We start from the raw sequence: 13805 nt of genomic DNA, 5'->3' as shown, positions 1-13805 counted from the left end.
AGAATCTCTTAATTATTACCAGGTGGTAAAGATTTTGACTGCTGGAGAGCATCTAACAGTAACCTGAAAGCGGTAGTGTGCTGGCGACGGCTCGGATAATAAAGGTGATACCCCTCGAAAGTAGGGCACCACGATTCAAGGACCCTGACGAGCCGTCCGTGATTAAGCGCCCCCAGAACCGACGCCTCCGGCACGTAGGCTAATCCGAGGCCATTCTCAGCGGCGTCGATGCGCTGCGACAGGCTGCTCAGCGTAAGCTGCCCCTCAACCCGAACGCGAAGCTCGCGCCCGTCGCGTTCAAATTCCCAGTGATACAGTCCGCCGCGCGTGGGCAGGCGCATGTTGATGCAGCGGTGTTCAGCAAGCTGCTCCGGCGTCTGCGGCACGCCAAAGCGAGCCAGATAATCCCTGGAACCGACCACGGCCATGCGCATATCCGGCGCTATCCGTACCGCAATCATATCTTTTGCCACCTGTTCACCCAGGCGTACTCCCGCGTCGAAACGGCCATCCACGATATCCGTCAGGCCGTTATCTACCGTCACTTCGACGTTAATCTCAGGATACTGCACCATAAACGCCTTCAGTACCGGCCAGAGCACGGCGTCCATCGCATGCTCGCCGGCGACGATGCGAACAGAACCTGCGGGTTTGTTGCGTGCGCTGCGAAGCGTCGTGAGCTCCTGCTCAATCTCCATCAAATGCGGGCTTAAGCGCGTAAAGAGCTGCTCACCCGCCTGGGTGGGAACAACGCTGCGGGTTGTGCGGGTTAAAAGGCGAACGTCGAGCCGCGCTTCAAGCTTGCGCATGGCATGACTCAGCGCCGATTGCGAGACGCCCAGCTGCGCCGCCGCGCGCGTAAAGCTGCGCTCGCGGGCGACCACCATAAAAGAGAGCAGGTCGTTGAAATTATCTTTTAGCATCGCGATTGCCTCTATTTATGAATTTCAATCATATTTCCTATCTGATTATGCACACTAATGCTCCGGATTGCTTTGCGCTACTGTTAACGCAACAGTAAACGAGGAGCATAAGATGAAAATTATCCGCAGCGGATCATTACCTTCAGCAAAAGGACCGGAAGCCTGGTTCACCGGCACCGTCCGCATTGACGCACCATTTCAGGCGAGCGAACCTGCCAGCGTCGGCGGGGCAACCGTGACCTTTGAGCCGGGCGCGCGCACCGCGTGGCATACGCATCCCCTTGGGCAAACGCTGATTGTGACGCAGGGTCGCGGCTGGTTACAGGAGTGGGGCAAAGCGGCGGAAATATTGAATCAGGGCGATATCGCCTGGATCCCACCCGGCGTAAAGCACTGGCACGGCGCAAGCGCGCAAACGGCGATGACGCATATTGCCATCGCCGAATCCGTCAACGGCAGCCCGGTTGCATGGCTGGAAAAAGTCACCGACGAGCAGTATCCGAACGGCTAACCGCCAAAAACGGCAATCGCCTGCTGCAGGCGCGTGGTGCGCTGCGTCAGGTGATTCGCCGCGTGAGTGACGTTATCCACCATCCCCGTATTGTTGTGGGTCATTGCGCCGATACGGGAGATGGATGCGTTGATGAGCGTCAGCGCCTGGGTTTGCTCCTGCGTGGCGTGGCCGATCTCCTTAATCAGGGAGGAGACCCGCAGCACGTTGTCGATCATAACCGTCAGCTGCGTTTCGGTTTGTTCTACCTTCTCCACGCCAGCGTTGACGCTGGCGACGTTTTTCTCAATCAGCGCTTTGATCTCTTTCGCCGCCGTCGCGGAGTGCTGCGCAAGATTGCGCACCTCGGCCGCCACCACGGCAAAACCGCGCCCGGCTTCACCTGCACGCGCCGCTTCCACGGCCGCATTCAGCGCAAGAATATTGGTCTGGAAGGCGATACGATCGATAACGCTGATAATATCGACGATCTGGCTGTTATCCTGCGACACGGATTGCATCATACCGATGGTCTCTTTCATCATCGCTTCACCGCGGTGGGCGCTGTCGCGGGTGCGATCCGCCATCTCCGTGGCTTCTTTCGCTGTTTCTGCCGTCTGCTCCACCGCGCTGGCGATCTCTTCCACCGCGGACGCGGTTTGCTGCAGGAAGTCTGCGGTCTCTTCTGAACGCGTCTGCAGCGCCGCACCTTCTTTCGCGACCTGCTGGCTGATGGTGCCAATCCCGCTGATTTGCGCCCCGACATCGTCAACCAGCGAATTCAGGTTCAAGCCTGATTGATTCACCAGGCGCATCATCAACCCGATGTCGTCGATCCTGTCAAAATGGTAATAGTCCGTTTTACGTCCTGAAACCACGCGCTGCATCTGTTGCACAATAGATTTTACCGGACGGGCGATCTGCGCATGAAGATAATAGGTCAGGGCAATAAACAGCAGCGCCAGACTTCCCGACTGCACAAGTTTATCAGGGAATAAATACACCGCCAGGCAGGAGAGTAACGCCGTCGTCGCAATACCCAGATGGATGCGTTTACTGGTGCTAAGACATTTAAAGAGCGACATAAACGAAAATAAACCGCGCCGAACCAGTAACCCTTTATAAAAGCGGTAATGTTTTAATTCGTTATTACGCACTTTTGCATACAGTTTTTCACTGGCCGCAATCTCTTCCCGTGCGGGTATATTTCGCACGGAAATATACCCCGTCAGGGATCCACCCTGCCAGACAGGCGTCACGTTTGCCCGCACCCAGTAGTGGTCGCCATTATGACGACGGTTCTTCACCAGCCCCGTCCAGGTCTCACCCTGCTGCAGGGTATACCACATGTCGCCAAACGCTTCGGCAGGCATGTCGGGATGGCGGATGAGGTTATGCGGCTCACCCAGAAGATGTTCTTCTTTATATCCGCTGGCTTCGATAAAAGCGGAATTAGCATAGGTAATATGGCTTTTGGTATCGGTGGTCGACATTAACGTCGAACCATCGTTAAGTAAATACTCGTTTTGTGTAACGGGACTGTTACGCCTCATGAGTAACTCCATGATGATGTGCAAGAATAAAAAATGCCCGGAAAATGCTCCGGCAAGATTAATGTGATTATTTTTATATAAAGAACTGCTGCATATTCTGTCTGAAATTCTGTCTGCCTGAAATACCCGTTGTTCATTATTTTTAATCTGCTAATGTTCTCGAATGTAATAAAAATGAAAATATTTTCAGGGGTGTATTCTGGAGTCGCTGCAAATAAACGACATAACCCAAACTGAAAGAGGGAGATCGTCTCTCAGGAAAAATTGTCATGCTGAAATAGCGTTTCGTTAACAGGATCAAAACGCTATCATTTGGTCAGTTTTCGATAACACAGTGAGGCTGAGGTGAAAATTAACGTCATCGGGACCAGCGGGAGCGGAAAAAGCACGCTGGCGAAGCAGATTGCGACCGAACTGGCTATTCCCTATATCGAGATGGACAGACTCTACTGGCGACCTGACTGGCAGGGAACGCCGGACGATGTGTTTCAGGAAAAGCTGGAGCAGGCGCTACAGGCTTCGCCAGACTGGGTGCTTGACGGCAACTATAACCGCACGCGGCCGGTGAAATGGCGTAATGTCGACGTTGTGGTGTGGGTGGATTATGGCTTTGCCCGCACCCTCTGGCAGGCGGTCACCAGGGCAGTCAAACGCGCCTGGCATAAGCGCGAGCTCTGGCCCGGCACCGGGAACAAAGAGAGTTTCCGGCGCGCGTTTTTCAGCAGAGAGTCCATTCTCATCTGGACGATGAAAACCTGGCGTAACAACCGCACGCGTTATGAAGCCGATCTGCAAAACCCGCAGTATGGGCATATTCGCTTCGTCCGCATTACCCGGCGCGGGCAGGGGAAAACGCTGATTGCCGACTTAAAGTCTTATTCTTAGCATGGTTTTATATATCTGATTTCCGGCAAACTAAATGTAAATTAATTGTTTCTCAGTGGTGAAATGCGCCTTTAATAATGTCGACATGTTAAGTCAAACGAGAACGCAACATGTCATGGCGAATCAGCATTCTGGATAAAAGCCCCATCGCTGAAAACGAAACGGCTGCCGATGCACTGGCGCGTACCCTGGCGCTGGCGCAGCAGGCAGAAAATCTGGGCTATCACCGCTTCTGGATTGCCGAACACCACAACACTCCCCACCTTGCCAGCCCCTCGCCGGAGCTGCTGATTGCCTGGATCCTCGGGCAAACCACGCGCATCCGCGTCGGATCCGGCGGCGTGATGCTTCAGCACTACAGCCCTTATAAAGTCGCCGAGAATTTCAACGTGCTGGCCGCGCTGGCGCCCGGCCGCGTGGATCTCGGCGTCGGAAAAGCCCCCGGCGGGCTGCCGCTCTCGACCCGCGCGCTGCAGCAGGGTCTGAATCAAGAGGAAAAGGGCAGCTTCGCCGAACAGCTGGCCCAGCTCGATCGCTGGATCCGTCCTGAGCATCGGTCTCATGAAGAGGCCGTTCGCGCCACGCCGCTGCCGCCGTTGCCTGCAGAGGGTTTCCTGCTGGGCGCGAGTATCGATAGCGCGCTGCTGGCCGCCGGGCTCGGCTGGCACTTTGTGTTTGCCGCGCATCTGAACGGTGACCCGGACCTGCTGCGCGAGGTGGTTTCGACCTGGCGTCAGCACAGCGCGCGGGACGTGATTGTGGCGGTACAGGCGATCGTTGCGCCGACGCAGGCAGAGGCGGAAGCCCTGGCGCAGAAGGTCGAAGTGTGGGGCGTTGAGCTGGCAAACGGCCAGCGTGTCACCGTGGCAAGCGAAGAGCAGGCCTACGCCTTTGCGCGTCAGGCGGCCAGCGAGCCGGTGCGCATTGCACGTCGGGCGCAGTCGCTGCTGGCGGGTACGGCTGAATCGGTGCTCGAACAGCTTAACGCCCTGCATGAAAAGTGGGGCATTGACGAATTTATCATCGACACGCCGGTCGCGGAGGGGGCAACGCGCGTCGCGTCGCTGCGCCTGCTTGCCGAGGCGCGTCTTAACAAGGAGGTCACCGTATGAGCTTTGGCGAACAGCTGATTGCCTGGCGTCGCGAGCTGCACCAGAACCCGGAACTCTCCGGCCAGGAAGTGGAGACCACAACGCGCCTGCGCCAGTGGCTGACGAATGCCGGGATTACCCCGCAGCCTTACGACCTGTCGACCGGGCTGGTGGCGGAAATCGGCTCGGGCAACAAACTGATTGCGCTGCGCGCGGATATCGACGCTCTGCCGATTGAAGAGCGCAGCGGCGTGCCGTTTAGCTCCCAGCGTGCAGGCGTAATGCATGCCTGCGGACACGATATCCACACCAGCGTGATCCTCGGCGCCGCGTTAAAGCTGAAAGAGCGGGAAGCGTCGCTTAACGGCCGGGTGCGGATCCTGTTTCAGCCTGCCGAAGAGAACTTTGGCGGTGCGAAGAGCATGGTGCGGGCCGGTGCCCTGCGCGACGTCAGCGCCATCTTCGGCATGCATAACGAGCCCGGCCTGCCGGTCGGCGAGTTCGCTACCCGCGGCGGGCCGTTTTATGCCAACGTCGATCGCTTTGTGATCCGCATTACCGGTAAGGGCGCGCACGCCGCACGTCCGCACGAAGGTAATGACGCCATCGTGCTGGCGAGCCAGCTGGTGACGGCGCTGCAAAGCGTCGCCAGCCGCAACGTCAATACGCTGGATTCGGTGGTGCTGAGCGTGACGCGCATTGCAGGCGGTAACACCTGGAACGTGCTGCCGGAAAGCGTCGAGCTGGAAGGCACGCTGCGCACCCACCGCACGGAAGTGCAGCAGAACGTGAAAGCCCGCGTGGGCGAAATTGCCGCCGGGTTTGCCAGCGCCTTTAGCGCGCAGATTGATATCACCTGGTATGCCGGGCCCACCGCGCTGGTGAACGACGAGCGCTGGGCCGATTTCGCCACCTCGGTCGCCAGAGAAGCAGGCTACGAAACCCGGCACGCCGAGCTGCATATGGGCGGGGAAGATTTCGCGGTCTATCTGCAGCAGATCCCGGGGGCGTTTGTCAGCATCGGCAGCAACAGCCCGTATGGTTTACATCATCCGGCATTCAACCCGGATGAGGCATTAATTGAGCCCGCTGCCCGCTATTTTGCACAGCTTGCGGAAAAAGCCCTGCAACACGTTTAATTCTGAAGAGGTGAATATGTCTGCACATCGTCAACTGCGGCTCGGGACCATTTTGCATGGTGCATCGGGAAATATGTCCGCCTGGCGTCACCCTGAGGCCGTCGCCGATGCAAGCATCAATTTTGATTTCGTCAAAGCGACGGCGTTAAAGGCGGAGGAGGGCAAACTCGATTTTTTATTCGTTGCCGACGGTCTCTATATCAACGAGAAATCGATCCCTCATTTTTTAAATCGCTTTGAACCGCTGACGGTGTTATCCGCTCTCGCCAGCATCACCTCGCGCCTGGGGCTGGTGGGAACCTTATCCACCTCCTACAGCGAGCCCTTCACCACGGCGCGCCAGTTCGCCAGCCTCGACCACCTCAGCAACGGTCGCGCGGGCTGGAACGTGGTGACTTCGCCGCTGGAAGGGTCAGCGAAGAACTTTTCCCGTGAAAAACACCCCGAGCACGCGCTGCGGTATCGCATTGCGGATGAATATCTCGACGTGGTGAAAGGGCTATGGGATTCCTGGGAAGGCGATGCCTTTGTGCGCAACAAAGAGAGCGGTCAGTTTTTTGACCCGGCCAAATTGCATACCCTGGACCACCACGGTGATTTCTTCCAGGTCGCCGGGCCGCTGAATATTGGTCGAACGCCGCAGGGGCGGCCGATTGTCTTTCAGGCGGGCGCGTCGGACGACGGGAAAAAGCTGGCGGCGAAACATGCCGACGCCATTTTTACCCATCACGAGACCCTCGATGAGGCAAAAGCCTTTTATCGCGACGTGAAGCAGCAGCTGGAAAGTAACGGACGCCGCGCGTCAGATTTACATATTTTCCAGGGCGTCAGCGTGATTGTGGGTAAAGACGCCGACGACGTGGAAAACCAGTATCAAACCACGGCGGCGCTAGTGTCGATTAACGATGCCCTCAACTACCTCGGACGCTATTTCGAACATCACGATTTCAGCCAGTACCCGCTCGACGAGCCGTTCCCGGATATCGGCGACTTAGGCAAAAACAGCTTCCGCAGCACCACCGATGAAATCAAGCGTAACGCCCGCGAGCGCAGCTTAACCCTGCGTCAGGTGGCGCTGGAAGCCGCCTCACCGCGACCGCGCTTTTCCGGTACGCCGGAAGAGGTGGCCGACGGCCTGCAGGCCTGGTTTGAAGGCTATGCCGCAGACGGCTTCATCATTCAGGGCGGCACGCCGGACACCTTCCCGCGCTTTGTTGACCAGGTGGTGCCCGTTTTACAGGCGCGCGGCCTGTTCCGTACCGACTACCCGGGCACCACGCTGCGCGAAAGCCTCGGCTTAGACGAACCTAAAAACCAATACACACAACAATAAAAGAGAACCCCGCTATGCAGAAAACAACGCTTATTCTGGCGCTCGCGCTGGCCTTTACCCCTACCGTCTGGGCAGAGAATGTGAATATTAACGGCACCGGCGTGAGCATCGAGGCCAATAAAACGCCGGTTAATACCGTCAAAAACAGCGAGGCGGTGGCACAGCTGCCGAAAGACTATCGCTTTGCCGTGCCGGGGAAATTTACCGTGGCGGTGGCGGGCCTCAATCAACCGCCGCTGACGGTGTTTTCCGACGACAACAAAACGCTGCTGGGAAGCGAGGTTGACGTCGCCCGTCTGGTCGCAGACAGCCTCGGGCTGGAGCTGAACGTGGTGCCAACCTCCTGGGAAGACTGGCCGCTGGGCGTGGCTTCCGGGAAATATGATGCCGCTATCAGCAACATCACCGTCACCAAAGAGCGTAAAGAGAAGTTTGACTTTGCCACCTACCGCAAAGATTCCCTCGGGTTCTACGTGAAATCCACCAGCCCGATCAAGTCGCTGCAGAGGGCGGAAGACATCGCCGGGCTGCGGATTATCGTCGGCTCCGGCACCAACCAGGAGGCCATCCTCCTGGCCTGGAATGCCGAAAACCTCAAGAAAGGTCTGAAGCCCTTTACCCCGATCTACACCAAAGACGATGCGGCACAAACGCTGGCCCTGCAGTCCGGGCGCGCGGATGCCTACTTTGGTCCGAACGTGATTGGTGCCTGGAAAGCGGCGCTGAACGGGAAAACCAAACTGGTGGGTAGCGTCGACGGCGGCTGGCCGAAGGCGGCGCACATTGCGGTCACGCTGAAGAAAGGCAGCGGGCTGGTTGAGCCGGTGCAAACTGCGCTGAACGGCGTGATCAAAAACGGCGACTACGACAAAGTGCTGAACCGCTGGGGGGAAGGCGTTGAGCGTATTCCTCAGTCAGAAGTGAACCCGGCTGGCCTGGGCGATTAAGGAGGCGTGATGAGCGAACGATTTCGTGATGTTTCCCCGGAAGACGCCGAGCTTCAGCCCATTATCGAAGGGCTGTTCGGTGAATATGCCGCCCGCTACGGGGACTACTTCTCCAAAGACGCGGAAGTTGAGCTTACAGAGTGGTATTTAGCGCCGCAGGGGCTGTTTATCGTACTGGAGCGCGACGGGAAGATTATCGCCACCGGCGCGTACAAACCTTTCGACGAACGCACCGCAGAAATCAAACGCATCTGGACGGACAAAACCCTGCGTCAGCAGGGGCTTGCCGGGCGCGTGGTGCAGGAGCTTGAGCGCAGGGCGGTGCTGGCAGGATACAGCCAAATTTACCTGACAACCGGCTTTCGCCAGCCGGAAGCGGTACGGCTCTATCTCAGCCAGGGCTATCAGGCGCAGTTCGATCTGAACCGCGATCCGGAAGAGTACAGCCAGCCGCCGTTTGACGGCCGGCTGCGCTTCACCAAAACGCTGGTACGCGAAGCGTTCAGTAAAACCGCATGAGGAACGACGATGAGCAACGTTGAAACCATTAAGGTGGTCCCGGCGCGTTATCCGCTGCGGGCCGTCGGCGCCGCGGTGGCGCTGTTTGTCCTGGCGGTCGTGATTCAGTCCGTGGCCTTTAACCCGCGCTGGGAGTGGGCGGTGTTTGCCCGCTGGTTCTTTGACCCGGTGATCCTCGAAGGCGTCGGGCAGACCCTGCTGCTGACGCTGATCGGCACCGCGCTGAGCGTGGTGCTTGGCGGCATGCTGGCGCTGGCGAGACTCTCTTCATCCTGGCTGCTGAGCAGCCTGGCGTGGGCCTATATCTGGCTGTTTCGGTCGCTGCCGCTGATCGTGGTGCTGATCATTCTCTACAACTTTTCCTATCTCTACGACACGCTTTCGCTCGGCGTGCCGTTCACCGGCATCACCTGGGGCAGCTTTGAAACCATCAACGTGCTGGGTCAGTTTTCTACCGCCGTGGTGGGGCTCACCCTGGTGCAGAGCGCCTATACCGCCGAGATCGTTCGCGGCGGATTCCTCGGGGTCGATCACGGCCAGTATGAGGCCGCCGCCGCGCTCGGTCTGCCGGCCTGGCGACGCACGGTGCGCATCATTTTGCCTCAGGCGCTGCGCACCATTCTGCCGTCGGGGTTCAATGAAATCATCAGCCTCGCCAAGGGCACGGCGATGGTGTACGTCCTGGCGATGCCGGAGCTGTTCTATACCATCCAGATGATCTACAACCGCACGCAGGAGGTGATCCCGCTGCTGATGGTCGGTGCCGCCTGGTATCTGGCGATCACCACCGTCCTGTCCGCTATCCAGTATGGCGTCGAGCGCGCGCTTGCCCGCAGCGAACGCCGCTCTGCCGTTAACCAGAACCGTGCCGCTCGTCGCACCCGTTCTGTCACCACCACGCCAGCACAGGAGCCCGTCCATGCAAACCTCTCCTGAAGGACATATTTCGATTACCGGCGTCAGCAAGTATTTCGGTCGCCATAAGGCGCTCGACAACGTTTCGCTTGAGATCCCGCCCGGGTCCGTGACGGTCATCCTCGGGCCGTCCGGCTCTGGTAAATCGACGCTGCTGCGCACTATTAACCACCTGGAACGCGTCGATGAAGGCTTTATTCAGATCGACGGGGACTACATTGGCTATCGCCGTCAGGGCGACAGGCTCTATGAGCTGAAGGAGAAGGAGATCCTCAAGCAGCGCGTCAACGTGGGCTACGTGTTCCAGAACTTCAATCTCTTTCCGCACCTCACGGTGCTGGAAAACCTGATTGAGGCGCCCATCGCGCATAAAAAGCTCAGCAAAAAAGAGGCGGTGGAAAGGGCGTACAGCCTGCTGGACGTGGTCGGGCTGCGGGATAAAGCCGATGCCTGGTCGCGCCATCTTTCCGGCGGTCAGCAGCAGCGTATCGCGATTGCCCGCGCGCTGGCGCTGCGTCCCCGCGTGATGCTGTTTGATGAGCCCACCTCGGCGCTGGATCCGGAGCTGGTGGGGGAAGTGCTGGACGTGATCAAAAAGCTGGCGCGGTCCGGCACCACGCTGGTGGTGGTTACCCACGAGATCGGCTTTGCCCGGGAGGTGGCGGATCAGGTGGTGTTTATGGTCGACGGAAAAATCATCGAGCAGGGAAGCAGTGACGAGGTATTAAACCGTCCGTCACATGCGCGAACGCGCCAGTTTCTCTCCAAAGTCTTGTAAGGAGTGCCAATGAAATATGGACTTCTGGCGGGGCTGGTCTTCACGACGGCGAGCCACGCCAGCATTGATTTGAAAGCCAACGAGCAGCCGCTGCCGGTGACGGTGGATAGGCTGGCTGTGGCGAAGATCCCCGCCAATTACAAATTCGTTGAGCCGGGTACGCTGACGGTCGCTGTTTCGGCGCTGAATTCTCCGCCGCTGGCGCTGCTGGCCAGCGATAACCGCACGCGCATCGGCAGCGACCCGGATATCGCCCGCCTGCTGGCGGGCAGCCTGGGGCTAAAGCTGAAGCTGGTGCCGACGGCGTGGGAAGACTGGCCGCTCGGGATCGCCTCCGGGCGCTACGACGTGGCGCTGGTGAACATTGCGGTGACCGAACAGCGTAAAGAGAAATTTGATTTTGCGACCTACCGCGTCGATTCGCTGGCGTTTTCGGTGAAATCCACCAGCGAGATTCAGTCAATCAAAAGCGCGGAAGATCTGGCCGGGAAAAAGGTGATCGTCGGCTCTGGTACGAATCAGGAACGCATCCTGCTGGGCTGGAACGAAGAGAACAAAAAGGCGGGAAGGGCGCCTGCGCTGCCGGTCTATCTCCACGACGATGCCTCGGGCAATCTCTATATTCAGTCCGGCAGGGCTGACGTGTTCTTCGGCCCGCAGTCGGTATCGGCCTATAAGGCTGCGCTCACGGGCAAAACCCGCGTCGTCGGTTTAGGGCCGAAAAAAGCCTATGTCGCCACCACCACCAAAAAGGGCAATGAGCTGGTGTACGCGCTGCAGGCCGCGCTGGACGGCGCGATTAAGCGCGGAGATTACCAGAAGGTGCTGGCGCGCTGGGGTGAGCAGGGCGAAGCGGTGGCGCAGTCGGAGGTCAACCCGCCTGGGATAACCTACTAATGGTGCTCTATACCCAAAATAATTCGAGTTGCAGGACAAAACGGCTTGCCGTTTTGAACAGCGCTTGCGCTGGCCCCGAAGGGGCGAGGCTACAGGCCGAGTAACGCGGCAAGGGAACGAATCCCCGGGAGCGTACACAAGTACGTGACTGGGGTGAGTGAGTGCAGCCAACGCACCTGCAACTTGAAGTATGACGGGTATACACTTAGGGTTTTCATCCCTGCGGAGGCAACATGATTAAACTCTATGGCGTACCCGGCTGGGGCTCGGCGATCGGTGAAGTGATGCTAACCCTGGCCGATATCCCTTATCAATTTATCAACGTGGACGGGTTTGACCAGCCCGGTCCGCAGCGTGAGCTGCTGCAAAAGCTTAACCCGCTGTGTCAGGTGCCCACGCTGGAGCTGGAAAATGGCGCCATCATGACCGAAACGGCGGCGATTGCCATGATGGTGCTCGACAGATGTCCTGATCTTGCGCCGCCCGTGGGGCAGGCCGAACGCCAGCAGTTTCAGCGCTTGCTGATCTGGTTTGTGGCCAACGTCTATCCCACGTTTACGTATGCGGACTATCCCGAACGCTGGGCGCAGGATGCGCCTGAACAGCTGCAGAAAAACTGCATCGGATACCGGAAGTCCCTCTATTTGTGGTTCGAAACTCAGCTCAAGGCCGCCCCGTTTGCGCTGGGGGAACGGCTGACGCTGCTGGACGTGTATATCGCGGTGGCGCGCACCTGGGGGCCACGCCATGACTGGTTTGCAACCAATACGCCGAAACTGACGGCCATCGCAGATACCGTATGTCAGCTGCCGGAACTGCACAAGGTGTTAAAGGCCAACGGTATTATCTGATAACGTGGAGCCCTGACTCACAACTGGAAGCCTGCATATGCCACACGTAGATATCAAATGTTTTCCCCGCGATTTGAACGACGAACAAAAAACCGCACTGGCCGAGGATATTGCTGAGGTCATTATTCGCCATTTCAACAGCAAAGACAGCTCGGTGTCCGTTGCGTTGAATCAGGTGAACCAGGAGGACTGGAAAGCGCAGGTCTGGGATACCGAAATAGGACCGAAGCTGGACGAATTAATCAAAAAGCCAGGCTATTCAATGTAAGCGCAATTGCCGGGGGGAACTCTTCTCCCCGGTTTTTCCCCGCCTCGTCTTCCCGCTTTTTCGCAAAAATCGATAAAAATGCGTTTTATCTTATCCGTTACACTTTACGTTTCTTACTGACATTTCATACATCCTTAGGAAAGATCTCAAACAGAATCAATTAAGGACAGACACGTTAAAGGATAATTTTCTCATGACAAAATTACCCCGTTTTTCACTCGCCTTTCTTCACCCTCGTTACTGGCTAAGCTGGGCTGGCATCGCCGCGCTGTGGCTCATCATGCTGCTCCCTTATCCGCTGCTGTTCCGAATCGGCCACAGTCTTGGACGGCTGGCGATGCGCCTGCTTCCGCGCCGCGTTGAGATTGCCCGCCGCAACCTGGAACTCTGTTTTCCGGAGATGAAAAAGGCGGAGCGAGAGTCACTGCTGCAGCGTAATTTTGAATCGGTAGGAATGGGGGTAATCGAAACCGGGATGGCATGGTTCTGGCCCGCGTGGCGGGTGAAGAAATGCTTTACCGTGACGGGTTATGAGCACATGGAAAAGGCGCGGGCAAAGGGAAATGGCGTGGTGCTCGTTGGCATGCATTTTCTCACCCTTGAGCTGGGCGCGCGGATCTTTGGCATGCTCAACCCCGGCATTGGGGTGTATCGTCCGAATAATAACGCGCTGCTGGACTGGCTTCAGACGCGCGGGCGCCTGCGCTCCAATAAAACCATGCTCGATCGTCATGATTTAAAAGGCATGATCCGCTCGCTGAAGCAGAATGAAATTTTGTGGTACGCCCCGGACCATGACTATGGCAAAACCAATAGCGTCTTTGTGCCGTTCTTTGCGGTTTCGGATGCCGCCACGACCGCTGGAAGCTATATGCTGGTCAAAAGCGCTAAGCCAGCCGTCATTCCCTTTGTGCCGCGCCGCAGGGCGGACGGTACCGGCTACGAACTGATTATTCTGGAGGATATCAGCGAGGCGCTGCAGGGGGGCGATAAAGAATCTGTTGCGACGCAGATGAACAGGGCGATTGAGCAGGCGGTACGGATGGCGCCAGAACAGTATATGTGGCTACACCGGCGCTTCAAAACGCGTCCTGAAGGTCAGCCTGACCGGTATGCCCGCCGCAAGAGCGTGGCACCACGGGCTGATATCCTGTCCGCCGCCGATCTTTCCGACCGATCGGGCGTCCAGCACTGAGGCAGCAATCCTGCCCTCACC

At 57.8% G+C, this 13805-nt stretch carries 13 protein-coding genes and 1 pseudogene; 12 read left to right on the top strand and 2 right to left on the bottom strand.

Translation table 11 applies throughout. The annotated features are described in order from the left end of the window. Nucleotides 1–8: 8 nt before the first annotated feature. Nucleotides 9–923, bottom strand: a complete 915-nt coding sequence (locus QMN93_RS00385) for a LysR family transcriptional regulator (protein ID WP_064672612.1) — start codon at nucleotides 921–923, stop codon at nucleotides 9–11. A gap of 112 nt (nucleotides 924–1035) precedes the next feature. On the opposite strand from QMN93_RS00385, the gene QMN93_RS00380 reads away from it, so the two are divergent. Then, the gene (locus QMN93_RS00380; protein ID WP_023311976.1) at nucleotides 1036–1434 is read left to right on the top strand and encodes a cupin domain-containing protein; all 399 of its coding nucleotides are present in this window, start codon (nucleotides 1036–1038) and stop codon (nucleotides 1432–1434) included. On the opposite strand, the gene QMN93_RS00375 is transcribed toward QMN93_RS00380, so the two are convergent. Continuing rightward, nucleotides 1431–2966: a methyl-accepting chemotaxis protein gene (locus tag QMN93_RS00375; protein ID WP_039262861.1), complete on the bottom strand. Its 1536-nt coding sequence runs from the start codon at nucleotides 2964–2966 to the stop codon at nucleotides 1431–1433. The genes QMN93_RS00380 and QMN93_RS00375 overlap by 4 nt on opposite strands. A 345-nt stretch (nucleotides 2967–3311) precedes the next feature. Here QMN93_RS00375 and QMN93_RS00370 point away from each other — a divergent pair, with 345 nt between their 5' ends. The 11 genes and pseudogenes from QMN93_RS00370 (at nucleotide 3312) to QMN93_RS00320 (ending at nucleotide 13784) form a co-directional block, all read left to right on the top strand. Then, nucleotides 3312–3851: an AAA family ATPase gene (locus QMN93_RS00370; RefSeq protein WP_039262987.1), complete on the top strand. Its 540-nt coding sequence runs from the start codon at nucleotides 3312–3314 to the stop codon at nucleotides 3849–3851. A 110-nt stretch (nucleotides 3852–3961) separates the two neighbouring features. Next, on the top strand, nucleotides 3962–4963 hold the full coding sequence (locus QMN93_RS00365; protein WP_193139346.1) for an LLM class flavin-dependent oxidoreductase: 1002 nt from the start codon (nucleotides 3962–3964) through the stop codon (nucleotides 4961–4963). Beyond that, nucleotides 4960–6081, top strand: coding sequence for a M20 peptidase aminoacylase family protein (locus tag QMN93_RS00360; RefSeq protein WP_039262859.1), 1122 nt, complete (start codon nucleotides 4960–4962; stop codon nucleotides 6079–6081). The genes QMN93_RS00365 and QMN93_RS00360 overlap by 4 nt, the downstream gene beginning before the upstream one ends. A 16-nt stretch (nucleotides 6082–6097) precedes the next feature. Beyond that, nucleotides 6098–8361, top strand: a pseudogene (locus QMN93_RS00355) (NtaA/DmoA family FMN-dependent monooxygenase). A gap of 9 nt (nucleotides 8362–8370) precedes the next feature. After that, nucleotides 8371–8880, top strand: coding sequence for a GNAT family N-acetyltransferase (locus tag QMN93_RS00350; RefSeq protein WP_032656866.1), 510 nt, complete (start codon nucleotides 8371–8373; stop codon nucleotides 8878–8880). A gap of 9 nt (nucleotides 8881–8889) precedes the next feature. Beyond that, nucleotides 8890–9816: an amino acid ABC transporter permease gene (locus QMN93_RS00345; protein ID WP_193139344.1), complete on the top strand. Its 927-nt coding sequence runs from the start codon at nucleotides 8890–8892 to the stop codon at nucleotides 9814–9816. Further along, the gene (locus QMN93_RS00340; protein ID WP_193139342.1) at nucleotides 9800–10573 is read left to right on the top strand and encodes an amino acid ABC transporter ATP-binding protein; all 774 of its coding nucleotides are present in this window, start codon (nucleotides 9800–9802) and stop codon (nucleotides 10571–10573) included. Before QMN93_RS00345 ends, QMN93_RS00340 begins: the two co-directional genes overlap by 17 nt. A gap of 9 nt (nucleotides 10574–10582) precedes the next feature. Beyond that, entirely contained in the window at nucleotides 10583–11470 is an 888-nt protein-coding gene (locus QMN93_RS00335; protein WP_048977262.1) for an ABC transporter substrate-binding protein, read from the top strand. Nucleotides 11471–11703: 233 nt separating this feature from the next. Then, the gene (locus QMN93_RS00330; protein ID WP_064672608.1) at nucleotides 11704–12321 is read left to right on the top strand and encodes a glutathione S-transferase family protein; all 618 of its coding nucleotides are present in this window, start codon (nucleotides 11704–11706) and stop codon (nucleotides 12319–12321) included. A 37-nt stretch (nucleotides 12322–12358) separates the two neighbouring features. After that, nucleotides 12359–12589: a tautomerase PptA gene (gene pptA / locus QMN93_RS00325; protein WP_023335848.1), complete on the top strand. Its 231-nt coding sequence runs from the start codon at nucleotides 12359–12361 to the stop codon at nucleotides 12587–12589. Nucleotides 12590–12782: 193 nt separating this feature from the next. Further along, entirely contained in the window at nucleotides 12783–13784 is a 1002-nt protein-coding gene (locus tag QMN93_RS00320) for a Kdo(2)-lipid IV(A) acyltransferase (protein WP_193139340.1), read from the top strand. Nucleotides 13785–13805 lie beyond the last annotated feature (21 nt).

The sequence above is a fragment of the Enterobacter sp. R-1.6.2 genome (assembly GCF_035064085.1).
GTDB lineage: Bacteria > Pseudomonadota > Gammaproteobacteria > Enterobacterales > Enterobacteriaceae > Enterobacter > Enterobacter asburiae_B.
This window is presented reverse-complemented; position numbering and strand designations above follow the sequence as displayed.

Coding starts and splice junctions, on each gene's coding strand:
- QMN93_RS00385 (WP_064672612.1), bottom strand. CDS start 923: ATGCTAAAAGATAATTTCAACGACCTGCTCTCTTTTATGGTGGTCGCC.
- QMN93_RS00380 (WP_023311976.1), top strand. CDS start 1,036: ATGAAAATTATCCGCAGCGGATCATTACCTTCAGCAAAAGGACCGGAA.
- QMN93_RS00375 (WP_039262861.1), bottom strand. CDS start 2,966: ATGAGGCGTAACAGTCCCGTTACACAAAACGAGTATTTACTTAACGAT.
- QMN93_RS00365 (WP_193139346.1), top strand. CDS start 3,962: ATGTCATGGCGAATCAGCATTCTGGATAAAAGCCCCATCGCTGAAAAC.
- QMN93_RS00360 (WP_039262859.1), top strand. CDS start 4,960: ATGAGCTTTGGCGAACAGCTGATTGCCTGGCGTCGCGAGCTGCACCAG.
- QMN93_RS00350 (WP_032656866.1), top strand. CDS start 8,371: ATGAGCGAACGATTTCGTGATGTTTCCCCGGAAGACGCCGAGCTTCAG.
- QMN93_RS00345 (WP_193139344.1), top strand. CDS start 8,890: ATGAGCAACGTTGAAACCATTAAGGTGGTCCCGGCGCGTTATCCGCTG.
- QMN93_RS00340 (WP_193139342.1), top strand. CDS start 9,800: ATGCAAACCTCTCCTGAAGGACATATTTCGATTACCGGCGTCAGCAAG.
- QMN93_RS00335 (WP_048977262.1), top strand. CDS start 10,583: ATGAAATATGGACTTCTGGCGGGGCTGGTCTTCACGACGGCGAGCCAC.
- QMN93_RS00330 (WP_064672608.1), top strand. CDS start 11,704: ATGATTAAACTCTATGGCGTACCCGGCTGGGGCTCGGCGATCGGTGAA.
- pptA (WP_023335848.1), top strand. CDS start 12,359: ATGCCACACGTAGATATCAAATGTTTTCCCCGCGATTTGAACGACGAA.
- QMN93_RS00320 (WP_193139340.1), top strand. CDS start 12,783: ATGACAAAATTACCCCGTTTTTCACTCGCCTTTCTTCACCCTCGTTAC.